Below are 25,955 nucleotides of genomic sequence, written 5' to 3'. Positions count from 1 at the left end.
TGATCAGGAAGCTTCGCAGCCGATTCCGCTCTGGTTGACGGCAGTGCCGCGGCAGTAGGTCTTTCCGGCCTCCAGGCCACCGGTGTTGACCGTCAGCTCGGAGACGGTGACGAGGGTCATGCCCTTCTTGCGCAGGGCATCGATGAGGCCGCTGGTGGCGTCAGCCGTCGAGGAATACGTGTCGTGAAGCACGATGATCGGCTGGGTGTACGTGGTCGCATATTCGGTCACGGTCTTGATGATCCTGGCCGCGTCGCGGTCCTTCCAGTCGTTGGAGTCTGCAGTCCAGTTGATCATTGCCAGATTGTGCTTGGCCATGGTTGCGTCGACGTTCTCGTTGTGCGCGCCGTAGGGAGGACGGAAGAGCATCGTCGGACGACCGGTGAGCTTGCTGAGGACGGTTGCCGCGTCAGTGATCTCGGAGGCTCTTCCCTTGGGACCGAGCTTCGTCAGGGTCTGGTTGCTCGTCGAGTGGCTGCCGACCTCAAAACCTGAACCGGCAAGGAGCTTGGTGGTGTCCGGGTGCGCGTCGACGTTGGTTCCCAGTTGGAAGAAGGTGGCTGTCGCCTTCGCTGACGACAAGCTGTTCGCGACCTTGTCCGTGGTGTCGGCGGGGCCGTCGTCGTAGGTCAGTGCGACGCACTTCTCGACGATGCAGTCGACGCCGATCGCCGTCGAAGGATGCGTGGGCTTACCGGTCGACTTGGTGCCCGGGCCGCCCGGAAGGGGTTTGGTGTTGGGGGAATCCGCCGGCTTCGGGCTGGTCTTGAGCTTGGCGAACCAGGTCACGTCCGCGGACGCCGTGCCGGTGAAGGGGGTCGGGTGCAGGGATGCTCCCAACGCCTTCTGGCCGAGCCCGCTGAGCATCGGGGAGATCGTCTTGGAGTTGATCATGACGGTGCGCTGCACTGCGTCAAGGGCTCCGGCGGGGAAGCGGACGAGCATGTCTCCCCTGCTGTCGAAGGACAGGGCAGGCCCAGTCCCGTAGGGAGCCTGCGGCTCCTGAAGGGCGGCCTCTGCCTTCTTCGCGTCGAGCCCGTCAGCCTTGGCTACCTTGACGACCTGCTGGCTGAACTTTGGCCAATCGGGCCAGGAAATGAGAGCACTGGCCGACAGGGTTTGCTTCATCGTGGCGTCGTACCACAGGGTCGTCGTTGCCTTGGAGGTCTTGTTGTCCTTGGTGATCTCAGCTTGGAGTTCCACTCCGAGCAGATCAGTCGTCGACGAGGTGAAGTGGCCCGTCATGGTCACCTTGGACGCCGACTGCCACGCGGCTCCGCGCAGGGTGCGCTCACGGACGACCTCGATGGCCTGGCTGAGATTGCGTGCCTTGGTGATGGTTGGCACCTTGACGGAGATCTCGGACGGTTTCTCCAAGGACGTCGCCGTCGTGGACGCCCCGGACACGTTTCCGGTGGCGACCGAGGTGGACTTCAGGCTGGAACGGATGTCCGAGGGCGAGGACTCGGGTGTCCCGTCATGGTGAGAGCAGGCTCCAAGAGGGAACAGGGCCACCAAGGCGATGGCCAGGGCTCGAATCGAGCGACGGGGGGAGGCACTCACGCTCCTAGATTAGGGCGGACTTCAGGCGGGACAGAAACACAACGCCGGGCGCGCCTGACATTCTGGGCGAGTTCTTCGGATTCTCAGCTGATAGCGCCACCTGGTGCACAGTGTCCCGATAGAAAAAGGCCGCGGTGGGCATCAGTGCAGGACGCTCAGGCGGGGAACAGCAAGGTGCCGACGAGGAGTGCCGAGAGGAAGCAGCAGCATGTTGCGAGGGGGACGAACCGTCTCAGGAACCCGGCTCCGAAGGCTCCACCCTCCATCGCCATGAGTTTGACGTCAACGACCGGCCCGATGGCCAGGAAGGCCAGCTGAGCGGTGGGGGAGAAGCCCGTCAGGGAGACGGCCATGAAGGCGTCGGCCTCCGAACACAGTGCGACGATGACGGCCAACAGGCTCAGCACAGCAGCCTCGAGCAGGACATTGCTCGTCAGGGCCTGCATCCAGACAGTCGGGACGAAGACCTTGACGGTGGCGGCGATGGCGGCGCCGATAACGAGGAATCCGCACGACTGGATGAAGTCATGGGCCAACTCGCTGCGGAAGGTCTCGGTCATCGTCGACAGTGTGCGACGTTCCGGGGCATGGCCATGGATTCCGCAGGAGGCTTCCTCCACAGCTGATCCTGCTGACCCGTCGTCGACTCCGCGAAGCGGTCGTCCCAACCAGATCCATCCCAGGCCGATGAGGACGGCAGCCAGCAGCCCGGCCATGAATCGAGCCAGGGCCATCTTGGGGTTGACGGTGTAGGCAATCGCGGTTGCGGTGATGACGACTGGGTTGATGGCGGGGGAGGCCACCATGAAGGTCAGCGCGGCGGCGGTCGGGACCCCTGCCCTCACCAGGGATCTGGTTGTGGGTACGGAGGCGCACTCACAGGCAGGAAGAGCGATCCCGGCGAGACCAGCGACCGGAACGGCCATGGCGGTGCGGCGTGGCAGGAAACGAGCCAGGGTGTGTGGTTTGAGGAAGGCCGTCAGGGCTGACGAGATGATCGTCCCCAGCAGCAGGAAGGGCAGCGCCTGCAGCCAGATACCGATGAAAATGACGAGCCAGGCGTTGACCTGGGCTGGCAGCTCGCTCATGTGTAGGGGTTCTCCGGGACGGGGATTTTCTCGACGCGGTCCACCTTGAAGCGGGTGTCACCGTTGGCGGAACTGGGCAGATAGGTGCCGGTGACGCGGATCCACGAGCCGTCGGTAGGACGCGATGGGGCATCGACCATCGTCGTCATGAAGGGCAGGGCGTCGGCGACGCAGCACCACATCTTGAGCCGGGCGAGGACCCAGGCGTGGTCGGGGTCCTCAGGTGCGGCGCTGACGAAGCCGATCATCGTCAGCTTGCGGCCCTTGAGAGTGGCGATGCCGCGAGAATCGTCAGCCCGTTGCACGTAGTCATAGATTGTGAGCTCGGCCGGATTGCCCTTGAGGGCAGGCCAGTGCTGTGGCGGTGGGCCCATCGGACCGTTACGGTCCGAGCCGATGTTGTCGCCGCCGTTGTCGTATCCGCCGACGGTTTTTCCGGTCTTGGGATCGATGGCCATCGGGGACACCGATTTGGGTGCCTTGGGTGGTCCGTCGTTCCACGAGTCCGAGAAGTCTTGGTCCGGGGACGGGCTGGCACTGCGGACTGCCGGACGGTAACTGGCGGCCCCCAGCAAGGACAGCGGCTGCAGCGGGACGAACATCCCCAGCGCGACGGGGGCGACGATGAGTATGCCGATCCGATTTCTGTGGTGCCCGGCAGTGTTCGGGTGGCGCACTGCCCGGGCGAGGGTCCACAAACCCATGATCGTCAGGACGGGGCATGCGATCCACAGCAACGTGGTGATGATGGTGCCCACGAAGAGGTGCACCCGGCCACTGATGAGCAACTGGAATCCGAGCGCGGCACAGGCTAGCAGGGCGAGGCCCTCCCCAGCCGTGCGCGCTCCCGGTCGGATTCTCATCCCTTGCAGTTGTAGCCGCTCTGTTCCTTGACCGTGCCGTTGCAGTAGGCATGGCCAGCCTGGTAGCCGCCGGTGTTGAGGGAGATCTCGCTGACGCTGACGATCGTCTTGCCCTTGGCCTCCAGATCCTTGTAGATCCGCGGGGCGGCGTCAATCGATGCCTTCTGGATGTCGTGCTCGAGGACGATGGGTGCGGTGTAGGGCAGAGCCGTCATGACATTCTTGTACGTCATGCCAGGGTTACGGTTCTTCCAGTCCTCGCTGTCGATCTGCCACTGCATGATCGCCATGCCGTTCTCCTTGGCGACCTCGTCAACGGTGTCGTTGTGGGCGCCGTAAGGCGGACGGAAGAGCAGTGGGGTGGCACCCGTGAACTCCTTGATGAGCCGGGAGTTGTGCTCTAACTCGCGACGAATACGGTCCGGGGTCTTCACCGGAAGGTTCGGGTGGGTCACTGTGTGGTTGCCGATCTCCATGCCAGCGGCGGCCACCTTTTGTGCAGTTTCCGGGAAGGCCTTGATGCTGTTGCCCATCTGGAAGAAGGTGATCGAGAGCTTGAACTTCTTGATGGTGTCGAGGAGCTCCGGGGTCATCGCGCTGGGGCCGTCGTCGTAGGTGACGGCGACGCAGTGCAGTACCCGACAATCTGGGCCGACGGCCGTAGAGGGGCGAGTCGAGGTGTCGGTGGACTTGAGGGACTCGTCGACTGGCTGCGACGTCGTCCCAGCGAACTTGCCGGGATTCGTCGATGCCTTTTGGGCCTGGGTACCGAAGCTGCTGAGCATTCCTCTGGCCTTGTCAGACGGTACGGCGAGGGTGATGGGATGGTCGCTGAGGACGCCCGAGGCGAAGGTGGCCAGGAGGTCACCGTCATGGTCGAAGCCGAGGGCGGGGCCGTTGCCGTACGGGGCGGACTTGGCCTTGGCGGCCGCGGCGATCTTGCCGCCGTCGAGGGACTTGTCCTTGCCAGCATTCTGCAGGGCCGTCGTCAGGTTGGCCCACTGGTCCGCCTTGACGAGGGCTGGGGAGGAGTACGACTGCTTCGCCGCCGTGGAGTACCAGACGGTCGCCGGGATCGTCTGCTTCTTCCCCTTGACGGTGGTCGTGTTGGTCACCAGAACCCCGAGAACGGCGTCGCTGGAGGCGATGATCTGGGAGGTGACGTTGACGTCGGAGGCGTCCTGCTGCCAGGAATCGCGCAGCATACGGCCCTTGATGACCTCGACCGCCATGCTGAGGTTCCGTGCCTTAGCGAAGCGGGGGTAGGTGGCCCTGACCTTCTCCGGGGCGGCCTTGAAGGTGATGTCAGTTGCGCCGGCACGCGCTGCGGGGATCTTCGTCAAGGTGGCGTCGACCGAGCCGGAGCTCGGGGATCCTCCTGACTGGGCAGAGTCCTTGGGCCCATCGTTCGAGGAGCAGGCACTCAGGGTCAGGCATGCCGTGAGTGCGACGGCAGCGACTCTCTGAGTAAGGGAAGGCTTCAGCAACATGAGGGAGACCTTACAGCGTATGTTCGGGTCCCCGAAAATGGGCTTGCCGTGTCGTGGGGAAAAGGGTCAGACTGCGCTGTGACGCCACTGTGAGGGTGATCCGTCACTAACATACGGGCTGCACGGAGACAGCGGTTGGGTCGGTCTTGTTCCGGCCCCAACCGCTGTCAGGAAATCACAGGATGAAGGTCACCTGTTGTGGGCGGCAATCCAGTTGATGGCCGTGTCGATGACCTGATCCTTGACCGGCTCGTTGATGGTCTCGTGCATCAGGCCCTTCCACTGGATGACCTTCTTGTCGGTGGATCCAATGGCGTTGTACCAGTTGGTGTCGAAGTAGGCTGGGACGATGCCGTCGTTTGCGCCGTGCATGATGAGGGTCGGCTCGGTGAAGGACGGAGCGTTGAAGGCGTTGTAGGTCTGGGCCACGCCCATCTGCTTGACCATGCCGAGGCTCATGTACTTGTTGTTGTACGGATCCTTCTTGTAGTCCTCGACGACGGCAGGATCGGTGCAGACACCGCCCGACAGCGGGTTCTTGAACTGGATGAAGGCTTCAGCGGTCGTGGAGGGCAGGTGGATCGCCTTCGGATTGCGCACGGCCTGGGTCAGCAGGACGCCGTTGAAGCTGGTGAGTTTCTCCATGGGCAGCTTCTGACTGATGGTCGGGTCGGCGTTCTTCTCGGCCTCGGTGAGGTCGTGAGCTGTGATGATCTCGGGCTTCTCGGTGTCCTCACCCCACGGGTTGACGGCGATGCCGCCACCGTTGCTCACGATGCCGTCAACGGTTCCCGGGTACTTGGCACCGTAGGACTGCACGGCGAAACCACCCATCGAGTGGCCGAAGAGGAAGACCTTCTTGCCCTGGTTCTCCTGGTGGGCAGTGTTGACGAACTGGTGGACGTCATTGACGAGGTTGTGCCAGTCGTCGATGTTGCCGCGCGGGATGGTGTTGTCCACGTAGGGACGAGCGCTGCGTCCGTGTCCGCGGTGGTCGAAGCGGTAGGTCGAGTAGCCGGCGTCATTGAGGCGCTTGGCCAGGTAGTCGTAACGGCCAGAGTGCTCAGCGGCGCCATGGACGATGACGACGGCTCCCTTGGCGTTCGGGACGATGTTCTTTCGGAAGAAGAGCTTGGTGCCCCAGTGGTCGGTGCTGGTGACGTATCCGGTGATCACCTTGGGCTGGGCGGAGACTGCGGCGGCCGGTGCCGGGGCGTTACCGGAAGCAAAAGCGGGAGAGGCCGCCATGGAGATTCCGGTGATGGCCATCGTGCCGGCGATGGCCATTGCGCTCATTTTCTTTGTGAAGGTCATGGCCAAGCTCCTTTGCTGTGAAGTGCTAGCGGCGCTGCTAATGGCTTGAGACTAGGGGAGTGCAGGCTGATTCGTCAGGCTTGTGAACGTGTGCACCTCTGGAGTTGGTCAGATAGCCGCGAGGTGAACGTGGCTCATGCACAACCGTGCGGACGCTGGACGGTTGAGCTCTTGGTGGGCGGGGATGGTGGATCGTGGTGACGAAATTGTTGATGGCAACGGGTGATGATGTGACCAGATGGGGCTGCAGGATCATCCTGCAACCCCATCTACGCCAGGCGACATGAGTCACACGGTTGCCTGGCTCAAGTTATTCACAGTTTGGATTCAGCGCACCTGGTTGGCGGGAACCCAGGCAGCGGTCTGGATGTCACCGAGGTGGCCGACGTGCTTGGTCTTGCCGGGCAGGTTGATGGTGAAGCAGACCTTGGCCTTCTTGAGGTTGGCGACGATCTCCTGAGCCAGCGGCTTCAGATCACCAAGGTCGGAGGTGTCGCCGAAGGCCTTGCGCGCATTGTCAGCAACGATCTTGACGACCTTCTTGACAAGGGCGGTCTTGTCGGTCAGCAGGGCCGGGTTCTTCAGAACGGTGCTGACGATCTCCTTGGCGGAGTCGACGGCCACGGCCTTGGTCTTGGCGGTGCCATTCTCGATGAGGATCTTGGCGATCTTGATCTCGGTCTGGTGGCGCTCGTGGGCGTTGTTCTTGAGGCAGTCGAAGTCGATCTGGATCGGCAGCTTCGAGGTGTCGATGGCGGGGGCGGACGGAGCAGGGGTCGGGGCGGGGGTGGCGTCGGCCGCGTGGGCCGGGACGGCCATGAGAGCGGTTCCGGTGGCGAGGGCGGCAGCTGCGCTAGCGGCGACGAGGCGATTCTTGATCATGGGTGTCCTCCTTGCGTTGGTCGGCACCTGGTGGGGTGCACGTGCCGGCTGAGTCCGGCTGACACCAAAAAGGGTAAGAAGTCACGCCCCAGTCGGTCCACTGCGCGGCGAGGTTGTTGCACTTTCGTCTGAGGAGGGGAAACGAATGGGCATCGAGATGGGTGGAGAGCCTGGACAAGTGGCCGTCAGGAAGGATCCTCCGACCCTGAAACGAGAGCCGCAAGGTGTGCCTGGCCAATGGGTTCGCTGGCGAGGGCTGGTACGACAGCCCAGCGGGCGGCCTGTGCGGTCACGTTCTCAATCTGGGCCACTTCGTCTCGGGCTCGACGTCCCAGGAGGGCGCTTGTGGGGTGGGAGGCTGCCAGCGAGTTGTTGACGACCCACGCCCAAGGGTGGATGTCGGCGCGGGCAAGGTCCGTCACGAGTGCCGTCGCCTCGAGGACCGGCGTGGTGTCGGGCAGGGTGACGATGATGATCTTGGTGTGCTCGGGATCCTGCAGGCACATGAGTGGGGTCGTCGCATGGAGACGTTGCGTGGCATCCATGTGACGCAGGACATCCCGGTGGTACGAGCCGGTGGCGTCCATGAGGAGAAGGGTGTGGCCGGTTGGGGCGGTGTCCATGATGACGAACTGATGACGAGCCGTGTTGACGGCGTGGCTGAACTCCTGGAACACCGCTATTTCCTCGGTACAGGGGCTGCGTAGGTCCTCGGCAAGCGCGGCCCGGCCCGCCTCGTCAAGACCGCTTCCTCGGGCCGTCATGACGCGCTCGCGATAGGCCTGCGTGGCCCTTTCGGGGTCAATGGAGTCAACCGTCAAGCCAGCCCCCTCTCCATCCAGTGTCGCGGCAAGGTGAGTTGCCGGATCACTCGTCGTGAGAAGCACCTTCTTCCCGCGGCGAGCCAGTTCCGTCGCGATGGCGGCAGCGATTGTCGTCTTTCCGACACCGCCCTTGCCCATCGTCATGACGAGGCCGTGATCCTGGTCGGCGAGATCGTCGATAAGTTGGTTGAGACTTGGCTGTTCGGGCAGGTCGACGATGACGTCATCGTCACGGTGATCTGCCTCGTCCCCGGCAAACATGTGGGACAGGGCATCGACGCCGATCATGGTCGTCGCCTTGAGGGGTATGTCGTCGCGTCGAAGGGCAGCGAGGTCGGCTGGCATGGCCTCCAGGGCCGCGTGTTCGCGTTCCTCAATGGCGCGGTGGAGGGGATCGGCGTCGTCGGCATGGGGGAGAAGACCGTTGATGACGAGGTGAGAAGCGTGGATGCCGGTCTCGGTGAGCTCTGTGAGAGTGCGGTTCATTTCGTGCAGGCTCGACGGCTGGGCCCGTGCCACGAGAACGAGTCGGGTGACATCGGGGTCCGTGAGGGCCTCGACTGCAGCTCGGTAGGTGTTTTTGCTCTTGTCCAGACCAGACATCGGGCCCAGGCAGGAGGCATCGCCCTTGCCGGCATCGAGGTAGGCGGTCCAGTCGCCGGGTAGCTGGAGGAGGCGGATGGTGTGGCCGGTGGGTGCGGTGTCGAAGATGACGTGGTCGTAGCCGGCGGTACGAGACGGATCAGCCAGCAGGTTGGTGAACTCGTTAAACGACGCGATCTCGACAGTGCATGACCCGGAGAGCTGTTCGGTGATCGTGGCGATCTCGCTGGCGGGAAGAATGGCGCGCACCGGGTCAATGATCCGATTGCGGTAGGCCTCGGCCGCCTGCTCCGGATCAATCTCAAGGGCGTCCAGTTGGGCGACGGTGTCGATCGGGGTGATGCGGTTGCCGATCGTCTGGCCAAAGACGTGACCGACATTGCTGGCAGGGTCGGTGCTGACGAGGAGGACTCGTTTGCCGCGGCGTGTTAGTTCGACCGCGGTGGCACACGCGACGCTCGTCTTTCCCACCCCGCCCTTCCCGGTGAAGAAGATGTGACGAGGGGCATCGTCGAGGAACTGGACCATCGTGACCTCCTGACGTTCTGGCGCGGTCAGCAGCAACCGGAAGACCGCTGGGAATCCCCGCAGCAGGACGTGGATGCGCTGTGATCGGAGCAGCAGTCCTCAATGACGGGAAGCTCGACATGTGGCGAGTTGTCAGTGTGGCCGGCCCAGCGCAGCATCTCGTCGCGGCTGGGGTGACGACCGGTGAGGACAGTGACGTCGTCGACGAGGGTGAGGGGAAGGGCCTCGGAACCTGCGGTCTGGAGGAAAGTGACGACGACTGGGTTTTCAGTGAACCGAGTTGGGTCGGTGGCGAGGTTGGCTCGCTGCACGTCGATTCCCTGCGCCTGGAGGGCGTTGACATCGGCGGTGAAGGTCACGAGTTCCTGGTCGACATCGGCGCCGCATACCCCGGTGTTGCAACACAGTGCGGGCTCGTAGACACGGATGGTGGACATCTGGACCTCCTGCGATCACATTGATGAGCGTCTATACGTTGATAGTAGGAGGCCGTATTGATGAGCGTCAATATGGCGACGGTAGAATCACCGGCATGAAGACGACGCTTCCAGTTGTGCTGCCGGACGATGAGTGCGAGCCCGACTCGTCACCTCTGCCAGTGGCGCGTGCCGAGGAACTCTCCGTCGTTGCAAAGGCGTTGTCGGATCCGGTGCGGTTGCGCATCTTCCATCACATCGCGGCGAACAGTGGCACCAGTGTGTGCGCCTGCCATCTCGACGGCCTGTTCGGAGTGAGTCAACCGACGCTGTCCCACCACCTCAAGAAACTCGTGGAAGCAGGTCTCGTCGACAAGGAAATGCGGGGACGCTGGGCTCATTTCACGGTGCGGCCAGAGGGGTTGCACGCCTTTCGTGCCTTTCTGGCTGATCTTCCCTGATTCGGCTCCCGGCTAGGTGTAACCACCATACAGGTTAGGTACATCGGGCTGGTCAGAGACAGCTGTGGCTGGACACGGGCGAGGGCCTGTGGGTGGAGTGTGTTGCTACCACACAAAGCACGACTCCCAAGAGGCCCTCATGACCCACCGTAATGCCCCGTTGTCCGAAACCGGACGTTTGCGCCTGGCCTGCTGCATTGTCGAGGATGGCGGTTCCCTGCGTCGGGCCGCCGAACGCTTCAACGTTAGCGTCACCACGGCCCAACGCTGGGCACAGCGCTACCGCGCCCACGGGCCGGCCGGAATGCGTGATCACTCCAGCCGACCCCACCACCAGCCCCGACGGGTCTGCCGTCGCACGCAACGATGGGTGGTGGGATTGCCCATCACCCACCAGTGGGGCCCAGCACGCATCGCCTACCACCTACGCCACCAGCACCTCAGCGTCTCGACTGTCGGCAAGATCCTGCAACGCTACGGATGCCCACCCCTGACCTGGATCGACAAGGCCACCGGCGCCCGGCTACGCGCCCAGCCCACACCCGTCCGCTACGAACACGACACCCCCGGTTGGCTGGTCCACGTCGACATCAAGAAGCTGGGCCGGATCCCCGACGGCGGCGGCCACCGCATGGTCGGACGCGCCCAAGGAGTACGCAACCGTGGCTGATCCGCCAGCGGGGGTGGGTATCACTACATCTACAACGCCGTCGACGACCACTCCTGCCTGGCCTACGTCGAGGTCCTCAGCGATGAGCGCAAGGACACCGCCGCCGGGTTGTGGACCAGGGCCCAGGCCTGGTTCGCCAGCCAGGCCATCACCGTCAAGCGGGTCCTGACCGACAACGGCTCCTGCTGCCGGTCCAAAGTCTTCAACAAGGCACTCAAAGACACCCACATCACGCACAAGTACACCCGGCCCTACACGCCCAAGACCAACGGCAGGGTCGAGCGGTTCAACAGGACCCTGGTCGCCGAGTGGGCCTACGCACGGCCCTACGCCAGCGAGACCGACCGCCTGGCCGAACTCCCCGGCTGGCTGCACCACTACAATCACCACCGCGGGCACACCGCGCTCAAAGGCACATCACCCGCCGACCGCGTACCTAACCTGTCCGGCGATTACATCTAGCACGGTCACCACGTCGGGCAGTTCCTCGACGGCGGCGGTCTTGAACCCGGTGAAGCCGTCCATCGCGACCACTTCCACGCCGTCGCGCCACTGCTGCGGGCGGTCGGCCAGCCAGGTCTTGAACGCCTGCTTGGAGCGTTTTTCGACCATGTCCAGCAGCCGGGCGGGGCCGGTGTCATCTCGTGCTGGGGTGAGGTCGATGATCATGGTGATGTACCTGTCGCCGCGACGGGTGTGGTGCCACACGTGCTCATCGACCCTGACGACCTTCACCTTCTCGAAGCGGTGCTCCTGGTCGATCAGTACCCGCTTGCTCTCGGCCAGAACGGCGTCGTTGGCGGTGTCCCAGGCCACCGCGAGCCCCTCGGCGACCCGAGCCACGCTCAGGTGCTGGACCACGATCTTTTCCAGCGCCCACCGCAGAGCGCGCCGAGACAACGTGGCCCGGGACTCGGCCGCGGCGGTGGTGTCCTGGCGCCACACATACCCGCAGCCGCTGCAGCGGTAACGGCGCACGACGACCTCCAGCGTCGTGGGCTGCCAGCCCAGTGGTTCGTGGGCAAGCCGTCGGACCACGGTGTCACGTGGTCTTTCTTCGCAGCCGCAGCGCCGGCACCACTAGTCGGGCTGGACCACCTGGCAGGCCAATACGGCACGATCCGGCTCGAGTCGCTGCCCGGTGACAACGAGGCCGAGTTCGTCGAGGCGGCAGAAGACAGTCAGGTCGGGGCTGGCCAACGCATCAGCGCGTCCGCCGACGGTAGCGTCGTGCACGTCGAGGTCTTTCGGGCTGAGTGTGTAAGAGCTCTCATCCTCAGGGACCTCGACCTCTATCCGGCCACCGACGCGCCGGCCCGCCGCGCGACGTGCGCTACACCCTCATCTGGGAAGAGCCCTTTTTAGGCTGGGATCGTACGCTTGCTCGAGCAGCCTCCTCGGTCAAGCCCTCACCCGTGAAATCACCCAACAAACCGGCTCATCCCAGTGAACGGTGGGTGGTGAGGTTGTAGGCAGGGGTCGAGGCCCTCGATGATGGAGGTTCCTACCCCGTCCATACCGAGAGCCTCGATGTGTTCAACGCTACCTTCTGTCGTCCGGATCTGACTACCTTCCTCGGCTTGGCCGACCTCGGCTTGGAGGCGATCGGGCTCCGTCTCGAGGCTGGTCGTGCTGTGATTGAGTGTGTCCCGATTAGCGACGACAGTTGGTGCCATCGCTGCGGATGTCGGGGTGTTCGGCATGGGGTCGTGGACCGTTGGTTGGCGCATATTCCGTTGGGTTGGCGCCCCACGATGCTGCTGGTTCGCCTGCCCAGGTATCGCTGTCGCGGGTGTGGTTGCTGTTGGCGTCACGACCTGGAGTTGGCTGCTGGGCCGCGAGCCAAGATGACTCGTGCCGCGGTCTGCTGGGGGCTGGAAGCACTGGTGGTGGATCGGCTCTCTATCTCGCGGATAGCGGCGGCGCTCGGGGTCGCTTGGGACACCGCGAACACCGCGATCCTCGACGCCGGGCAGCAGTTGCTCATTGAGCATCCTGGCCGTCTGAACGGGATCGAAGTCCTGGGTGTTGATGAGCATGTCTGGCGCCACACTCGGCTGGGCGACAAGTACGTCACGGTCATCATCGACCTCACACCGGTCCGCGATGGCAGCGGTTCGTCCCGGCTGCTCGCGATGATTCCCGGGCGCTCCAAGGCAGTGTTCAGGACTTGGCTCGATCAGCAGTCCCAAGACTTCCGTCAAGGAGTCGAGATCGTGGCGATGGACGGCTTTACTGGGTTCAAGACCGCGGCCGCTGAGGCGATCCCTGATGCGGTCACGGTCATGGACCCTTTCCATGTCGTCAAGCTCGCCGCAGACGCTTTGGACGCGACCCGACAGCGGGTCCAGCAGGAAGTCCATGGGCATCGCGGCCGCAACCATGATGCGCTCTATCAGGCCCGGCGGCTACTCCATACCGGCTTGGATCTGCTCCGACCACGACAGATCGAGCGACTCGAGGACCTGTTCGCCTGCGATGATCACGTCGGCGTCGAGGTGACATGGAGCGTCTATCAGCAGCTGGTCTCGGCTTACCGGAGCAAGGACGCCACAGCCGGGAAGGCCTCGCTCGCCCGCATCATCGAGTCGCTGGCCCACGGGGTCCCCAAGGCTCTGCCCGAGTTGGCAAGACTTGGCAGGACGCTCAACAAGCGCCGCAGCGACGTCCTGGCGTTCTTCGATCATCCCGGCACCAGCAACGGCCCTACCGAAGCGATCAACGGACGGCTCGAGCACCTCCGCGGGACCGCTCTCGGGTTCCGTAACCTGACCAACTACATCCGAAGGGCGATACTCGACACCGGCGGTTTCAGACCCGCCTTCCACCGATGATTGGGAAGAGCCAACAAACCCTCAAAGCCAGCTGAGGACCCAAGAGCCAGGGGCGCGTGGAGTCGTTCTGGGGCCGTGGTCTTCGTCGAGGCTGAGGTAGCGGAGTCCTTCGGCCCACTCGTCGGTATGTTCGGCTAGGACGGCTCTCACGAGACGGGGGGATTGCGTCGCGGTTGGGGAAGACTCCTACAGAGTCGGTGCGTCGGCGGATTTCCTTGTTGAGACGCTCGTTGGGGTTGTTGGACCAGATCTCTGGACCCACACGTCCTTGGGGAAGGCGGTGAAGGCCAGCAGGTCGGCGCGGGCGGCGTCCAGGTGGTCTGCGGCAGCGGGGAGTTTTTCAGCTACGTAGGTCAGCGCGGGAACCGAGACAGCGTCGGGCTGGTCGTACACCGAGTGAACCATGGCCTTGACCGCGGACCACAAGGACAGCGTGCACCGCAAGCGCACCGTCGGCGGGGCCGGCCGCAACGAATTATGAATCAGGTGAGCAATGTGAGTGGTGATCACCTGTCGCTTGGGGCAGACCGTCGTACGGCAGAGTGATCTCGTCCACAAACGGGTAGGGGACAACGTATCGCCACAACGCCAGTACACGTTGCCACCGCCGCGATGTCGCTGGCTCAACGTGGTCACCGCCACTCGCGAGGGCCAAGGTCTCCCCGTCGAGGTCAACGGTAACGCCCTCGACATGCTGGCCTCCACTTTGGCCGGTGAAGCCACCACCTTGGTTGAGCGTGACCGCAACATGTTCCGTGCTTTGAGCGCTAGTCAACGCTTTCCACGTCGCCTCTTTAGCCGTAAACATTCTCGCCTTCCATCGCACCGGATCGTCGCCTGTTTCTCGCGCCAAACAGCGCAGCTGCTCTCTTTCGATGCTGTCCGTAAACATCTCAGTGGCAACGTGCTCCAGCCGGCTCGTCTCTTCCACATCCACACCGACCAATTCGGGCCCGTTGGAACCGGAAACAACAGCCACGCAGAGCCCCGCTTGGTTGTGGCTGATGCTTCCGCGGGTCCTGCAGGGCCACGTCGGCCGCTCTCCCCGATCGCCTGATACCGGTTCGCTCGACCCGAGCCGGCTCAGTGCCACAGTCGCGAGCCGCCGGCCCAAGGCGCTTTCGGCTAGCCGGGCAGCGCGACCTCGGCGCGTCAGAAGCAGCCGACTAGCAACGAGAACAAGCTGCGACGAACCTGCTTCACTGCTGAGGGGCATTCCGAACCAAGTCAAGCAGCGCGCGCGGGGTGGGCATATCTTGGGGGAACACTTCCCGCTCGGCAGCCCCGCGGGCTGTCAGCAGCTCGCTGGCTACTCCCATGACGGCGAGCGAGTCGACATCCATCTCGCTGAATCGTGTGTTGATCCAGTCATCGCCGAACTCGGCTGGGTTGACTCCGGAGAACCTCTCGATGCTGTTGCAGAGGTCTTCCTTCTCTCCGGGAGTGATGATGTTCATAGTTGTTACCTTCCGTTGTTGTGGGTGGCCTGGAGGATGAGGGCGGCGCGGGCGCCATCGAATCCCGCGGCCAGGATGAGTGTCTGGCGCGGCTTCAGTAAGGGCCTGGCGCTCGTGATGATGTCGAGGCCAGACAGACACTTGTCGGCCGCCATTGGGACGCATAAGTCGCAACCGCATTCTTGGACATGGATGGCCACGTTCGCGTCGGCCACGGCAGATGCTGAGCAAAGACCGCCCCAAGCTGTCTTGGCCAACAGAACCGGCGGTTGCCGGTCCCCGAAAAGGGTGCGCAAAGCAGCAACTTCAGCTAAGTCCAGTGCCGGGTCCGCGACGGCGTTGGGAATAACCAAGTCGATATCGTCAATACTGAGGCCAGCCACGTTCAGCGCGCTGTGAATACTCGCAAGGATCGCATCCTGCCGCGGGTCAGACGGAAGGCTGAAAGAGGAGCCGAAGCCAGCAACGAAGGCCAATACGGGAACTCCACGTCGACGCGCGCTATCTTCATCCTCCAGCACGAGCGCCGACGCACCCTCGGCGGGCACCAATCCGGCAGCGCGTGTGGTAAAGGGTTGGAATGCGGTGCTCGGGTCTCTTTCCGCAGAGAAGCCTTGCTGAGATTGAAGACATGCCAGAGCGTACGGGTTGAGCTGCGCCTCAGCGCTTGAGATGACAATCTGATCAGCTTCTCCCGACGCGATGGTTCCTGCGGCGGCGGCGATGGCTTCGATGCCGCCCGCCTCCTGCGCCGCGACCACACCACAGGGCCCCTTGAGTCCGAACTGAATGGACATCTGGCCGGTGAGTGCCGCGGAAAACCATGCGATGGATTGGTATGGCCCAACATTCGCAGGGCCTCGCGAATGCAACTTCTGCAGCTCATGTTGGCCGAACTCATTGCCCCCGGAACCCACCGCCGTCATGACGCCAATACGTTCGGCGGCAATCGGATCGGGTTGGTCCAAGCGAGCCTCATGGAGGGCTTCGGCGGCGACTGCCAGCCCCAGGTGCGTCCATCGGTCGGTTTGGACACGGATCCGGGGCGGCACGTACTCCGCAGGGTCGAATCCGTGGATGCGGCCTGTACAAGCGATCGCCCCTGCTGGAGCGTTCTCGTCAAGCTCAATGCCACATCGACCCGATCGAAGGGAGTCCATGCTTGCCGCCAGACCGATCCCCAGCGACGTCAGCAGCCCTCTCCCTGTCACTGCGATGTTCATGCCGTCTCCTTCGGGCCATTGCCAATCACCAATGCGCTTTGGAAGCCGCCGAACCCGCTCGCCAGCGTGACGATGTTGCGCAGTCGCTGACTTCGGCCGCGAACTGGCACGTAGTCAAGATCGAGCTGCGGGTCGGGGTTGAGCAAGTTCGCTGTGGGCGGCACGAACGAGTCACGAATGGCGAGTAAACAAGTCGCCGCCTCGATCGAGCCGATTGCTCCCAACGAATGGCCGATCATGGATTTAATGGAGCTCACGGGCACGTGCTGGGCGTGCGGGCCCAGAGCCAACTTGATCGCGGCTGTCTCGTGGCGATCATTCTGCGCCGTGCCGGATCCGTGGGCATTGACATAATCGATGTCAGCCGGACCAACACCAGCTTGGGCCATGGCGCGCCGGAAGGCGGCGGCCATTTCAATTCCGTCAGGTTTGAGACCGGTCATGTGATAAGCGTTGGCCTTGCGTCCGCTGCCGTTGAGGTATCCGTAGATTCGAGCACCTCTGTCGCGCGCGTGACGCCCGTCTTCCAGAACGAGCATCGCAGCCCCCTCAGCTAGGACGAACCCGTCGCGGGTCTTGTCGAAGGGGCGTGAAGCCGTCTCGGGGCTGTCATTACGCCGCGTCGTTGCGCGAATAGTGTCGAAACAGGCTGCGGAGATTGGGGTAACGGGAGCGTCGGCGGCGCCCGCGACGACGACCCTGGCGCGACCCGAGCGGATGAGTCCCGCGGCATTGATGAGAGCGTCGATTCCGGATGTGCAACCAGTAGAGATCGTGAGTGCTGGTCCACGAGCAGAAACTTCGCGCGCGACCTCGGCGGCGACCGCCGAGGGAAACAGCATGCGCTGCAGCCGGGTGGGAGCTCCGAGCGGGGAAATGTCCCATGTATGTCCAGAGCGGCTGAGGCGAACGTAGTCCGACTCGAGGGACTCTGAGTTGCCCACCGCCGTCCCGACACAAACCGCGACCATTTCCGATGGGGTGCTGTCACCTCCGCGGCTGGCATCGGTCTGAGCTTCTCGCGTGGCGGTGAGCGCAAGGCGGATCATGCGGTCGAGGCTGGGGTCGATGTCGGCGTCAATGTGCTCATCGGCGATCTGCGCAGCTACCTGCGAGCCAAACTGTGAACAATCGAACGCGGTGAGTGGGCCGGTCGAAACCACCCCGTTACGAACCGCCGTCCAGAAGGACTCCCGGTCACCGCCGCCCGGGGCGGTGATACCGATGCCAGTAACCGCCACGTCCACGGTGGGGTCCATTGTGAAGCTCACGGCTTGTCCGGTCCTTCATTGGGCAGCGTGTACTCCATGATCGCTTGGGCTGATGGCAAGTCCCAGACTTGATGCAAGTGGAGCCCTGCAGCATGGCCCAGCGCTTGAAACTCTTGGAGCGTGCGTTCGTGCCCGCCGGTTCCTACAAGCATGGTCATGTCCGACATCGCAATGATGGGGTCGGCTGGCCGGTCAGGTTGGATTACGCGCTCCAAGACGAGCAAGCGGCTGTCGGGACTCATGGCCTGGACAACCTTGTGGAGCAGGGTGATGCACTGCTGATCCGTCCAGTCGTGCAGCACGCGTGCCAGCAAGAGTAGGCCATGCCCAGCCGGGATGGATTCGAAGATATCTCCTGCGAAGTAGGTGAGTCGCTGTTCGATGTCGGCACTGCTTTTGCGGGTCTTGGCTTCCTCGATCACCTCGGGGAGGTCCATGAGGGTGCCCGTCATGTCGCTGTGTTGATGGAGGATCGCGCGGATCAGTTCGCCCGTGCCGCCGCCGATGTCGAGAACGTCGCTGCCGGCGGGGAAGGGAAAGTTCATCGCGATCAGGGGGGCGACTTGTTGCGTGATCTCCTGCATCACAGCATTGAAGACTTCGGCCGTGTCAGGATGCTCGGCGCGGATTTCCCAGGCATTTGCCCCGAATGCAAGCTCGTAGCCAGTCGCCCCAGTGCGCAGGCAGTCGGACAGCTTGCCCCAAGCCCCCCATGTAAAGGGTTCCCCGAAGAACAGCGCCCTGCGGGCGAAGGATTGGGGGTGGTTCATGCGTAGCATGGCGCCCAGGGAGGTCGTGGTGAACTGGTCAGAGTTCTTGGCGACCAAGCCCATCGCCTCGGCGAGATACAGCAGCCGGCGGGTTGCGCTGGGCTCCAGCTGACAGTGGTCAGCCACTTCTTCGAGTGAACGGGGCTGATCGAGCGCCTCGGCCAGCCCAAGTCGAGTGAAAGTGTACAGCGCTTGGGTCTTCTGAAAGCCCTGCGCGAATCCGAAGAGCTTCATTGCATTGGTGTGTGCATCGACTGTCATGGTGTCTCTCCTTGCTGAGAGGTGATGTGGGCTGTTGAGGTGACATCGCTGAGCCATCTGCGCAAACGCAGCTCCCAGCTCGTCTGAAAGCGGAAACACATGTGGTCTCCGCGGGGGTAATGCGCCCGAGTGAGCAAGGGTGACTTCACCGCATCGACCAGCGCTTGCTGCGCCCGGAGCGGAGAAGTCGAGTCGTCTCCTGATGTGAGAGCGAAATGCGGCCCGGTGAAAGTTAAGCGCAGCGGCAAGTTCCAGCCGCGCAGTTCCTGGATCGCAGCACGCCGAGTTGGCACACCGAGGTTGTACATCATGGTTTCGGGAATCGGTCGGGGTGCGCTGGTAAAGACCGCCAGTGGTTTCGCTGGCGAGCAGAGTGTGGCCAATGCTGTGACCCGCGGATCGGACATCGCCAATCCGGCGGCGAAGAATCCTCCCAAGCTTCCTCCAACCACGGCGACGCTGCCGCTCCGGACCGACGGCAGTGTCTCTAACGCATCAATCACGCGAGGGAGCACCGCGACAGGATCTGTCTGCCATGTCAGTCCCCTACAACGTCGGGCCTCGCCTTGTCCGGGAAGATCCACAGCAGCTGATGCCCAACCAAGCGATGCATACAGCCGCGCCAGTTCGATGAACTCCTCTTTCGCCGCATCGACCCCACCCAGAGTCAGAACAAGTGGCGCCGGCTCACTGCTTGGCTTTGGAAGACACACGTCGATCGGGCACGACGCTTGTCCCACAGGCACCTCGAGCCGCGCCCACTGGAAGCGGTCAATGCGACGGGCGGCAGCGTTGATCTCCAGGATCTGCTGCCACAGATCACGCCTCTGATCGTCGTCTGCGGCCATATACTCTGCCACGCGCAACATGCTCGCAGCCTGACGGAGTCCGGACGCGCGCAACTCATCCGGCACTGTAGCGGCCCGCACCTCACCCAGCAGCTTCCGGCTCTCCTGCTCCCAAACGTGCACCCACTGTTCGGGACTTCGGATCCTGCCGAGGATCCACATCGCCTCCCCGGCTGGGATTTTGAACATGCCCAGCCGAGGGACGAGCGGTTCGTCCGAACGCAACCCCAGAACGCGCAATGCGGTCAGCACTCGCAGGGCTGCGCGGAACGGCAGGGGAAAGCTACGCGGCATGAGCTTCAACCGCAGCCAGGCAGTGCTGCGCGTAGAGCGTCACCGATCGCTCGACGGCGCTGAACTCCTGACCGAAATCGAACATAGCGGCAACCGACGACGCCCCCAGAGCCTCACCCAGCGCTGTAAGTTTGTTCGTCACCTCGTCGGGCGACCCGAACGCGATGACGCCCCGATCCAATGCCCCTTCGACCGTGAAGTCGTCCCAACGAGACGCCAAGGCGGGGTAGCCCGCGAAGTCCTTGGGCGGTGTTCCCTTCAAGTGCTCGGCATTCGCTTTGGCACCCTGTGTCCGCGTCTCACGCACATATTCCTCAAGCGCGGGACCCGCTTGATTCAGCGAAGCCTGCCGACTGTCGGCGACATGCACGTGCGTGTTGACCATGATCTCCCCCTCCGGGCCGCGCGCAGCCCGGTAGATATCGACCATCTCCTTGAGGGAGTCGAGATCAGCCGACAGCAGCGGATTCACCATGAGGTTGAACCCCTGCTCTCCGGCCCATTGGAACGACTCCGGACTTGTCACGGCAGCGATCCACGGCGCTGGCGCGGCGAAGCTGTCGGGTCGGGGCAAAAGGGTCACGTCATCGAATCGGTCCCACTCGCTGTCGTGGGTGACCGACTCATCCTCAAGCAGCTGCTCGATCAGCAGTACCCGATCTCGGAAGCAGACCATGCTGGTGTCCATGCGAGCCCCGAAGGCACTGTGCTCGTTTCGGAAGAACGCCCGGCCGTAGCCTCGGCGGAACCGCCCAGGCGCCAGATTCGACAGCGTGGAGATGTCCTCCGCCGTGGAGATGGCCGGATGGAACGGCACCTGGAAGATTCCGACACCGAACTGTAGCCTCTCGGTTCTGGCCGCCAAGTCAGCGATCAGCAGCTGGGGGCGGGACTGCACGCCGCCGTGCGGCTGGAAGTGGTGCTCTGCCAGCCACATGCATTGAAACGCGCTCTGGTCTGCCAGGACGGCGATCCGCCGCGCCCGCTCGAACAGGTCCAGAGCCGCTCCCCCTGCCCGGCCATCCCCCGTCGCCAGCTCAAAAAGATCCGTCTTCATCGTTCTTTCTCTTTCGTGAGAGAGTTGAGTTCTTGAGTGAGTTGAGAATTTCGATCGCGGTCTCGTTTCCTGACTCCTTCAGCTGGCGCAGCGCTAGCCTTGTCACCTCCGGATGCACATCTCCGGCTCGAGACCAGACAGAAAACCGATCAACAAGCTCGGCTGGACTCTTCTTCCCGATGTCTCGCATCGCGTTGCCGACCGACTTGCGAACGTAGGTGCTGTCGTCATTGCGGCGATCTTCGAATACGGCGAGCGCCGCGCCGGCACCCCCAGGCCCTTTGAACGGTGGCCGCGATGTCCAAACTCGTGGCCCCTCCACCGCTGCCCGACGCACGTTCGGCGTTGGGTGGTTCACGCAATCTTGAATCCAGGCGAGAGAACTGTCCCACCCCTCGAATGAGGCGTACTCGTCCATGGCCTTGGCCACACACTCCTGCACCCGCCAGTTATCGATCTTGGCGTAGCCATCAATGAGAAGTTGGCGGGCATCATCATGTCCCAGGGCCGTGGACAGCAGGAGCGCACCGGCCATCGTGAATCGCTCGTTCTCAGCGCCGCCGACCGAGGTGTCAAGAACTAACTGTGACACGACGATAAGATCTTCGGCGGATCTCGAGGCGCGCCACCTTGTTACTTCGCGGCGCATCTGTGGGAATGACTCAGAGCGGCTTGTGATGCCGCGAAGATCAGAGACAGCATCGATCATTTCGAGCTTCCCGCTTCCACGTTGGTCTCCTTGAGAAGCAGCGCCAGCAGCATGGCAGCGCCCGTCCCCGCGGCGAGCCACCCGAACCGGGCCTGCGAGGAAGTAGTGCGTGCGATCAGAATGCCACCGAGCACTGGCCCCAAGAATGCTCCGAGACCGCTGAGCAGGCGCTGCGCTCCAAGCGCGGCGCCAATGCGACGGAAGTCGATCCTCATGACTTCGTCTGTGACCATGGCACTGCACAGACCGATGATCGGCCCTTCAGCGATACCCACCAGCGAGTACAGCGTGAGGACGCTCCAAAGCGAGGCCGGCAGCAGTGCAAGGGCGATGAGCGCCGCCAATACCAGCGCGACAGCCAGCAACAGGGCACGACGACGACCTCGCAAGTCTCCCAGCCTCCCAAGCAGTATGCTGGATACAGCGGAGACGACCTCATACGGGATGAACGCGATGGCGACGAGCTGGGCGCTTGCTCCCAACGTGGTCAGTTCGAATGGCACTGCGAAGCTGCTCGCGATTCCCACCGTGAACGCCAGCATTGCCACGAGCCCGCTGACGAGCAGGGTGCGTCCCGACAGCCACCTCTTGGTGTCAGACATGACCTCGTGCAAGCTTGACGCAGCCTGCTCGGGCCGGGTCTCGCGTAGCCTGACAGCGCACAGCAACCCAGCGATTACCAGGAGCGCGGCATCAGTCACCAGAACTGCCCGCCATCCGAATGCGGAGGCACCAAAGCCACCCAGCACATAGCCCGTCACCGATCCCAAGCCGATCGCGGCGGAAAGCGTGCCGATCGCCTTACCCCGTTCCGAGGGAGGGCAAATGTCCGCCGGGACGGTGAAGGTTGGTGACAAGAACATGCCACGCGCCACGCCGAACGCGATCCATCCACCCAACAGCGCGGCAGCCGACAGTGCCCCCACCGCGACGCTCATCGCGGCGAACAGCAGGCCCAGCGTGATCAGCCATTTGCGGCCGACGCGGTCGGCCAAGACCCCGATGCCCGGAGCCATCAACGTCATCAGTAGCGACGACACCCCGAACAGTGACCCCAATTGCGACGCCGACATGGCGTAGTCTCGGGCAATCATCGGCAGCGCTGGGAAGACTGACATCATGGTCGCCCACATGACAAACACCGCCGCGAACAGGATCGGCAGGGTTCCGCCGACACAAGCTTCGCTCTTGGCCTTCCCCGTCGATCTCATGCCAGCCACCCACGCAAGATGTCAGCGACCTCGGCGGGCGCCTCGAGATGCGGGAAGTGGCCGACCTCTGGCATCAACCGGAACTCGCCTAGCAGGAGTTTCCTGGCAATCTCCTCGCCATCTTCGGGAGGTGTGCTGCGGTCCAGGCCACCCCCGATGACCAAAGTAGGGCAGCTGATTCCTTCCAGCCGGGATCTGAGATCTGGGTGCTGGATCTGGATAAGGCGGAGGTGATTCTCGAATGGGATCCACGACCAGCTGAGGAGCACTCGTTCTTTGACATCGTCGCTGAGCCCAGCCAAGAATGCCTCGCCGGCGCGCCTGTTCGACTCCTCAATGACCGATCGGTAGTTTTCACGGGCCACCTCTGGACGCTTCCACTTCATGCGGAACTTGGCCGACGACCCCATCAGCGCCAGTCGACTCACGTTCGCCGGGTTCCTCAAGGCGAGGACCATGGCCACCACGGATCCGAGCGAGTGTCCAACGATGGAGTATCGACTCCAGCCCTGATCCTCGACCAGGCTCTCAATGTCCTGCACACAGGACTCCGTGGTGAATGGCACGTCCTCCTTGGATGACAACCCATGTGCACGAAAATCAACACACCACGCCTGTGTGCCAGGCAGAGCATCCACCACCTCGCACCAGTGACTGTGATTGTCCCGATTGCCATGCAGAAACAGGACAGGCTCCCGATTTTCGGGGCCCGACACTCGGCTGAACAGCCTGCCTCCGTCTGGCAGGGGCGTAATGGCGACGCGATCGTTCATGAGACTGGTACTCCCATCTCGTTAGCTCGTTCTATGAGGTCTCTGCTTATCTCTGCCACCGTTTGGGTTCCGGGGTAGCTCACGGCCAGAACTCCATCGACGTCAAGCAGCAGACAAACGGGCTCGATATTTGCTGACAGACCCAGAGCCTCACCAAGGGCTTCATTCCAATCGATAACTGCCCTCCCTTCGGGTGCGGCAGCGGCGATGTTGTTGGCCACGTTGTCCCGATCCACGAAGGGAGGAAGCCTCTCCACCCCCGCGCAGAGAACTACCGGCAGCGAGCTGCCTAGCCGCTGAAGGTCCCGCACTCTGGCAATGGCCCGGTCCCGGTTGTTGGACCCGGAGTAGACCAGTACCTGGGAGGAAGCTGGATCCCAGCCTTGGGCAGCGAGCTGCGGTGTCGCTTCTAAGAAGGCGAGCTGTTGCGCGATTCGCTCGCGGTCATCTCGGTCGATCTTTGGTGACACGCCACGCAGGTTGAAGGTCGAGAAGCCAATAGTGCTCGCGAGACGACGGCCGACGGAGCGAGCAATGGTTCGAGCGAACTCTGCCTCCTCCACGCCTCGGCCCCAGGGCGACTCCTTGATCCCGGGTTGCTCGTCGAACTCGATGAGGCTGAGGCCCACGCTAGCGACGACAGACAGCTTCACATCAGTCCACAGCGGCATGAGCTGGGCCAAGGCGTATTCCTGGCCAATGCCGCCTGACGTAACGATCTGGGCGGCCACCTTTCCCATGAACTCTCGGCCCTTGACGTCGGCAGCAACCTCGGCGTTGTAGTGCTCGTAATCCATCTTAGAGGAGTTGACCGGCTCACAACGGTCCAGCCAGCGCTTCCACGTGGAGGGCAGCCCGAACGCGTAGACAGGGCTGGCAAAGACAAACGCGTCGGCCCACTTGACCCACTTGAAGATCTGAATGTACTGGTCGTCGGGCTCGCGAAACAGGTGGCACGGAGTCCTGTTCATGCAATCCCCGCAGCCGTCGCATTCAAAGATGTTGAAGTCGACAAGCCGAACCATCTTGGTTTCGCAACCCAACTCGGCAGCGCCATCGAGCGCCTCTTGGCAGAGGAATCCTGAAGCGCTGATTCCAGATGTCTTCGGCGACCCGCTGATCCCGAGTACCCGTTTGGTGCGCTCGGTCATACGTGACGTCCTTTCTCAAGGCTGACGAAGGCCTTGCCGGACTTGGACAGTCGCCCTCGGGCAAGCACCTCGCGGGGGATTTCCTCGATTTCCTTGAAGTGCGGCGAGAAGAACTCACGGCAGATGTTGTTGCCCCAGAACTGGCCCTCTCGTGTGAGGCAAATCTCGGTGTCAGACACCTCCATGAGACCGCAGCCTACGAGGTCACGAATTGTCTCGCCGAACACATCTACCGGGTCCTGGTCAAACCTCTGGCGGAAGTAAGCTCTGTCGACGCTGAACAGTCGTAGACCCTTGGCCATCACGCCGCACATCTCCTCGTAGGTGTCCGCTGAGGAGCCGATGAGGACAGGCTGGTCGCCTCGCCCCAGGCTGGCGTCGTAGTCAGTGAGATTGCCCTGATTCACGTACATGTATCCGCCCAGGTAGCCGAAGGCGGCGGCACCCACACCAAGCATTTCGGTTTGCCGGTGAAAGTAGAGCTCGGCGTGATCGTTGATCTTTCCCGGCAGGCAGAAGTCGTAAACGGAGTACTGCTCGTAACCGGCGCTCACCAGACGCTCAGTCGCAGCGAGATACATCTGCAGCTCAAGTGCATGATCGCCCGGCATTGCGACCTTTTCAGCAGTGATCAGGGAATGTAGCCGAGTGAACGGAGGGATGACCAAGCTGAACAGCGTGATGTGGTCGTATCCAACTTTGATGGCCGTATCGAGGTCTTCGAGCCATTGATTGAGGCTCTGACCGGGCAGGTTGTAGATCAGGTCGAGACCGACGTTATCGAGACCGGCGGCTCGGGCATCGTCATAGGCGCGCAGCGAGTCGGCGGCCGTGTGGGGCACATCAAGCATCTCGGTGTAGCCGTCGTCGAAAGACTGCACTCCGAAACTGACGCGGTTGCAACCGGCCTCGACCGCCGCTAGCAGCTTGTCCTCGGTGAAGTTCGACGGGTTACCTTCGATGGAGATCTCCGCACTGTCCGTGAAGTTCAACTTGCCTTGCGTATAGCGCAGGATGTCGGCCAATTGCTCAGCGCTCAGAGCACTGGGCGTCCCGCCACCGACCGCGAGCGATCCGAATGTCAGCGATTGGATTCGCGGAGTGGCGGCGTACAGGTCAATCTCCCTCTTGAGCGTGTCCAAGTAGGCGGTGAGCTTGGCGTCGTCCGTGATCCGTTTGTTGAATGGGCAAAAGTTGCAGATCACGTCACAGAAAGGGATGTGCATGTACATCGCCGCCAGACCGGAGCTGCGCTCGTTCAGCCGCATCAGCTCAGGGGCTTCCCCAGGCTCGGGCGGGGTTTCGGGAAGTGGGTAGTGCGACACGCAGACGCGTTCACGGTGGCCAAAGGGAGGTGTGATGGTCATGGTTGTCTCCTGGGATGATTTAAGCCC

General features: G+C 62.9%; 22 protein-coding genes and 3 pseudogenes. 3 read left to right on the top strand and 22 right to left on the bottom strand.

What is annotated here, in order from left to right:
* Positions 1-3 precede the first annotated feature (3 nt).
* From ACP8LP_RS11110 to arsD, 8 genes are all read right to left on the bottom strand, one after another.
* Positions 4-1,563: a polysaccharide deacetylase family protein gene (locus tag ACP8LP_RS11110; RefSeq protein WP_016666368.1), complete on the bottom strand. Its 1,560-nt coding sequence runs from the start codon at positions 1,561-1,563 to the stop codon at positions 4-6.
* 155 nt (positions 1,564-1,718) lie between these two features.
* Entirely contained in the window at positions 1,719-2,651 is a 933-nt protein-coding gene (locus tag ACP8LP_RS11105; protein WP_334355027.1) for a permease, read from the bottom strand.
* Positions 2,648-3,514, bottom strand: coding sequence for a TIGR03943 family putative permease subunit (locus tag ACP8LP_RS11100; RefSeq protein WP_063279622.1), 867 nt, complete (start codon positions 3,512-3,514; stop codon positions 2,648-2,650). The genes ACP8LP_RS11105 and ACP8LP_RS11100 overlap by 4 nt, the downstream gene beginning before the upstream one ends.
* On the bottom strand, positions 3,511-5,004 hold the full coding sequence (locus tag ACP8LP_RS11095; RefSeq protein WP_063279621.1) for a polysaccharide deacetylase family protein: 1,494 nt from the start codon (positions 5,002-5,004) through the stop codon (positions 3,511-3,513). Before ACP8LP_RS11095 ends, ACP8LP_RS11100 begins: the two co-directional genes overlap by 4 nt.
* Positions 5,005-5,193: 189 nt before the next feature.
* Positions 5,194-6,318: an alpha/beta hydrolase gene (locus tag ACP8LP_RS11090; protein ID WP_334355028.1), complete on the bottom strand. Its 1,125-nt coding sequence runs from the start codon at positions 6,316-6,318 to the stop codon at positions 5,194-5,196.
* Between the two features lie 327 nt (positions 6,319-6,645).
* Complete coding sequence (locus ACP8LP_RS11085; RefSeq protein WP_202711827.1) at positions 6,646-7,200, bottom strand: hypothetical protein; 555 nt, start codon at positions 7,198-7,200, stop codon at positions 6,646-6,648.
* A 185-nt stretch (positions 7,201-7,385) separates the two neighbouring features.
* The gene (gene arsA, locus ACP8LP_RS11080) at positions 7,386-9,155 is read right to left on the bottom strand and encodes an arsenical pump-driving ATPase (protein ID WP_334355113.1); all 1,770 of its coding nucleotides are present in this window, start codon (positions 9,153-9,155) and stop codon (positions 7,386-7,388) included.
* Between the two features lie 26 nt (positions 9,156-9,181).
* Positions 9,182-9,592, bottom strand: coding sequence for an arsenite efflux transporter metallochaperone ArsD (arsD, locus tag ACP8LP_RS11075; protein ID WP_334355112.1), 411 nt, complete (start codon positions 9,590-9,592; stop codon positions 9,182-9,184).
* A 95-nt stretch (positions 9,593-9,687) separates the two neighbouring features.
* Between arsD and ACP8LP_RS11070 the strand changes: the two genes are divergently transcribed.
* Both ACP8LP_RS11070 and ACP8LP_RS11065 read left to right on the top strand, forming a co-directional pair.
* Positions 9,688-10,032, top strand: coding sequence for an ArsR/SmtB family transcription factor (locus ACP8LP_RS11070; protein ID WP_063279923.1), 345 nt, complete (start codon positions 9,688-9,690; stop codon positions 10,030-10,032).
* A gap of 139 nt (positions 10,033-10,171) precedes the next feature.
* A pseudogene (locus ACP8LP_RS11065) lies at positions 10,172-11,164 on the top strand (IS481 family transposase).
* On the opposite strand, the pseudogene ACP8LP_RS11060 reads toward ACP8LP_RS11065, so the two are convergent.
* Positions 11,159-11,938 (bottom strand): annotated as a pseudogene (locus ACP8LP_RS11060) (ISL3 family transposase); the annotation flags it as partial. The pseudogenes ACP8LP_RS11065 and ACP8LP_RS11060 overlap by 6 nt on opposite strands.
* A 296-nt stretch (positions 11,939-12,234) precedes the next feature.
* Between ACP8LP_RS11060 and ACP8LP_RS11055 the strand changes: the two are divergent.
* Positions 12,235-13,536: an ISL3 family transposase gene (locus ACP8LP_RS11055; RefSeq protein ID WP_221268287.1), complete on the top strand. Its 1,302-nt coding sequence runs from the start codon at positions 12,235-12,237 to the stop codon at positions 13,534-13,536.
* Between the two features lie 21 nt (positions 13,537-13,557).
* Here ACP8LP_RS11055 and ACP8LP_RS11050 read toward each other — a convergent pair.
* The 13 genes and pseudogenes from ACP8LP_RS11050 to hemW all read right to left on the bottom strand — a co-directional run.
* Positions 13,558-13,965, bottom strand: a pseudogene (locus ACP8LP_RS11050) (transposase); the annotation flags it as partial.
* A gap of 46 nt (positions 13,966-14,011) precedes the next feature.
* Complete coding sequence (locus ACP8LP_RS11045; protein WP_396334706.1) at positions 14,012-14,752, bottom strand: 4'-phosphopantetheinyl transferase superfamily protein; 741 nt, start codon at positions 14,750-14,752, stop codon at positions 14,012-14,014.
* Positions 14,736-14,993 carry a phosphopantetheine-binding protein gene (locus ACP8LP_RS11040; RefSeq protein ID WP_316087829.1) on the bottom strand — a complete coding sequence of 86 codons (258 nt, stop codon included), beginning with the start codon at positions 14,991-14,993 and terminating at the stop codon, positions 14,736-14,738. The genes ACP8LP_RS11045 and ACP8LP_RS11040 overlap by 17 nt, the downstream gene beginning before the upstream one ends.
* A gap of 5 nt (positions 14,994-14,998) precedes the next feature.
* Entirely contained in the window at positions 14,999-16,216 is a 1,218-nt protein-coding gene (locus ACP8LP_RS11035) for a beta-ketoacyl synthase N-terminal-like domain-containing protein (protein ID WP_334355108.1), read from the bottom strand.
* On the bottom strand, positions 16,213-17,475 hold the full coding sequence (locus ACP8LP_RS11030; RefSeq protein WP_484483375.1) for a beta-ketoacyl-[acyl-carrier-protein] synthase family protein: 1,263 nt from the start codon (positions 17,473-17,475) through the stop codon (positions 16,213-16,215). The genes ACP8LP_RS11035 and ACP8LP_RS11030 overlap by 4 nt, the downstream gene beginning before the upstream one ends.
* Positions 17,476-17,483: 8 nt before the next feature.
* The gene (locus ACP8LP_RS11025; RefSeq protein ID WP_316087833.1) at positions 17,484-18,518 is read right to left on the bottom strand and encodes a methyltransferase; all 1,035 of its coding nucleotides are present in this window, start codon (positions 18,516-18,518) and stop codon (positions 17,484-17,486) included.
* Positions 18,515-19,660 (bottom strand): alpha/beta hydrolase family protein, encoded by a 1,146-nt coding sequence (locus ACP8LP_RS11020; protein WP_316087834.1) that lies wholly within the window; start codon positions 19,658-19,660, stop codon positions 18,515-18,517. The genes ACP8LP_RS11025 and ACP8LP_RS11020 overlap by 4 nt, the downstream gene beginning before the upstream one ends.
* The gene (locus ACP8LP_RS11015) at positions 19,650-20,717 is read right to left on the bottom strand and encodes an LLM class flavin-dependent oxidoreductase (RefSeq protein ID WP_316087836.1); all 1,068 of its coding nucleotides are present in this window, start codon (positions 20,715-20,717) and stop codon (positions 19,650-19,652) included. Before ACP8LP_RS11015 ends, ACP8LP_RS11020 begins: the two co-directional genes overlap by 11 nt.
* On the bottom strand, positions 20,698-21,426 hold the full coding sequence (locus ACP8LP_RS11010) for a hypothetical protein (protein ID WP_316087837.1): 729 nt from the start codon (positions 21,424-21,426) through the stop codon (positions 20,698-20,700). The genes ACP8LP_RS11015 and ACP8LP_RS11010 overlap by 20 nt, the downstream gene beginning before the upstream one ends.
* On the bottom strand, positions 21,423-22,637 hold the full coding sequence (locus ACP8LP_RS11005; protein ID WP_316087839.1) for an MFS transporter: 1,215 nt from the start codon (positions 22,635-22,637) through the stop codon (positions 21,423-21,425). Before ACP8LP_RS11005 ends, ACP8LP_RS11010 begins: the two co-directional genes overlap by 4 nt.
* Complete coding sequence (locus tag ACP8LP_RS11000) at positions 22,634-23,410, bottom strand: alpha/beta fold hydrolase (protein ID WP_316087840.1); 777 nt, start codon at positions 23,408-23,410, stop codon at positions 22,634-22,636. Before ACP8LP_RS11000 ends, ACP8LP_RS11005 begins: the two co-directional genes overlap by 4 nt.
* Positions 23,407-24,561: a flavodoxin family protein gene (locus ACP8LP_RS10995; RefSeq protein WP_316087841.1), complete on the bottom strand. Its 1,155-nt coding sequence runs from the start codon at positions 24,559-24,561 to the stop codon at positions 23,407-23,409. The genes ACP8LP_RS11000 and ACP8LP_RS10995 overlap by 4 nt, the downstream gene beginning before the upstream one ends.
* Entirely contained in the window at positions 24,558-25,928 is a 1,371-nt protein-coding gene (hemW, locus tag ACP8LP_RS10990; protein WP_316087842.1) for a radical SAM family heme chaperone HemW, read from the bottom strand. Before hemW ends, ACP8LP_RS10995 begins: the two co-directional genes overlap by 4 nt.
* Positions 25,929-25,955 lie beyond the last annotated feature (27 nt).

This window comes from Cutibacterium sp. LaCa_89 (assembly GCF_058177555.1).
The sequence above is the reverse complement of the archived record's forward strand: the minus strand, read 5'-3'. Positions and strand labels throughout refer to the sequence as shown.

What these genes read in the sequence shown, in the direction of transcription:
- hemW (WP_316087842.1), bottom strand. Translation starts at nt 25,928, where the DNA reads ATGACCATCACACCTCCCTTTGGCCACCGTGAACGCGTCTGCGTGTCG.
- ACP8LP_RS11030 (WP_484483375.1), bottom strand. Translation starts at nt 17,475, where the DNA reads ATGGACCCCACCGTGGACGTGGCGGTTACTGGCATCGGTATCACCGCC.
- ACP8LP_RS11015 (WP_316087836.1), bottom strand. Translation starts at nt 20,717, where the DNA reads ATGAAGACGGATCTTTTTGAGCTGGCGACGGGGGATGGCCGGGCAGGG.
- ACP8LP_RS11020 (WP_316087834.1), bottom strand. Translation starts at nt 19,660, where the DNA reads ATGCCGCGTAGCTTTCCCCTGCCGTTCCGCGCAGCCCTGCGAGTGCTG.
- ACP8LP_RS11100 (WP_063279622.1), bottom strand. Translation starts at nt 3,514, where the DNA reads ATGAGAATCCGACCGGGAGCGCGCACGGCTGGGGAGGGCCTCGCCCTG.
- ACP8LP_RS11040 (WP_316087829.1), bottom strand. Translation starts at nt 14,993, where the DNA reads ATGAACATCATCACTCCCGGAGAGAAGGAAGACCTCTGCAACAGCATC.
- ACP8LP_RS11000 (WP_316087840.1), bottom strand. Translation starts at nt 23,410, where the DNA reads ATGAACGATCGCGTCGCCATTACGCCCCTGCCAGACGGAGGCAGGCTG.
- ACP8LP_RS10995 (WP_316087841.1), bottom strand. Translation starts at nt 24,561, where the DNA reads ATGACCGAGCGCACCAAACGGGTACTCGGGATCAGCGGGTCGCCGAAG.
- ACP8LP_RS11105 (WP_334355027.1), bottom strand. Translation starts at nt 2,651, where the DNA reads ATGAGCGAGCTGCCAGCCCAGGTCAACGCCTGGCTCGTCATTTTCATC.
- ACP8LP_RS11095 (WP_063279621.1), bottom strand. Translation starts at nt 5,004, where the DNA reads ATGTTGCTGAAGCCTTCCCTTACTCAGAGAGTCGCTGCCGTCGCACTC.
- ACP8LP_RS11010 (WP_316087837.1), bottom strand. Translation starts at nt 21,426, where the DNA reads ATGATCGATGCTGTCTCTGATCTTCGCGGCATCACAAGCCGCTCTGAG.
- ACP8LP_RS11090 (WP_334355028.1), bottom strand. Translation starts at nt 6,318, where the DNA reads ATGACCTTCACAAAGAAAATGAGCGCAATGGCCATCGCCGGCACGATG.
- arsA (WP_334355113.1), bottom strand. Translation starts at nt 9,155, where the DNA reads ATGGTCCAGTTCCTCGACGATGCCCCTCGTCACATCTTCTTCACCGGG.
- arsD (WP_334355112.1), bottom strand. Translation starts at nt 9,592, where the DNA reads ATGTCCACCATCCGTGTCTACGAGCCCGCACTGTGTTGCAACACCGGG.
- ACP8LP_RS11035 (WP_334355108.1), bottom strand. Translation starts at nt 16,216, where the DNA reads ATGAACATCGCAGTGACAGGGAGAGGGCTGCTGACGTCGCTGGGGATC.
- ACP8LP_RS11025 (WP_316087833.1), bottom strand. Translation starts at nt 18,518, where the DNA reads ATGACAGTCGATGCACACACCAATGCAATGAAGCTCTTCGGATTCGCG.
- ACP8LP_RS11070 (WP_063279923.1), top strand. Translation starts at nt 9,688, where the DNA reads ATGAAGACGACGCTTCCAGTTGTGCTGCCGGACGATGAGTGCGAGCCC.
- ACP8LP_RS11005 (WP_316087839.1), bottom strand. Translation starts at nt 22,637, where the DNA reads ATGAGATCGACGGGGAAGGCCAAGAGCGAAGCTTGTGTCGGCGGAACC.
- ACP8LP_RS11045 (WP_396334706.1), bottom strand. Translation starts at nt 14,752, where the DNA reads ATGCCCCTCAGCAGTGAAGCAGGTTCGTCGCAGCTTGTTCTCGTTGCT.
- ACP8LP_RS11085 (WP_202711827.1), bottom strand. Translation starts at nt 7,200, where the DNA reads ATGATCAAGAATCGCCTCGTCGCCGCTAGCGCAGCTGCCGCCCTCGCC.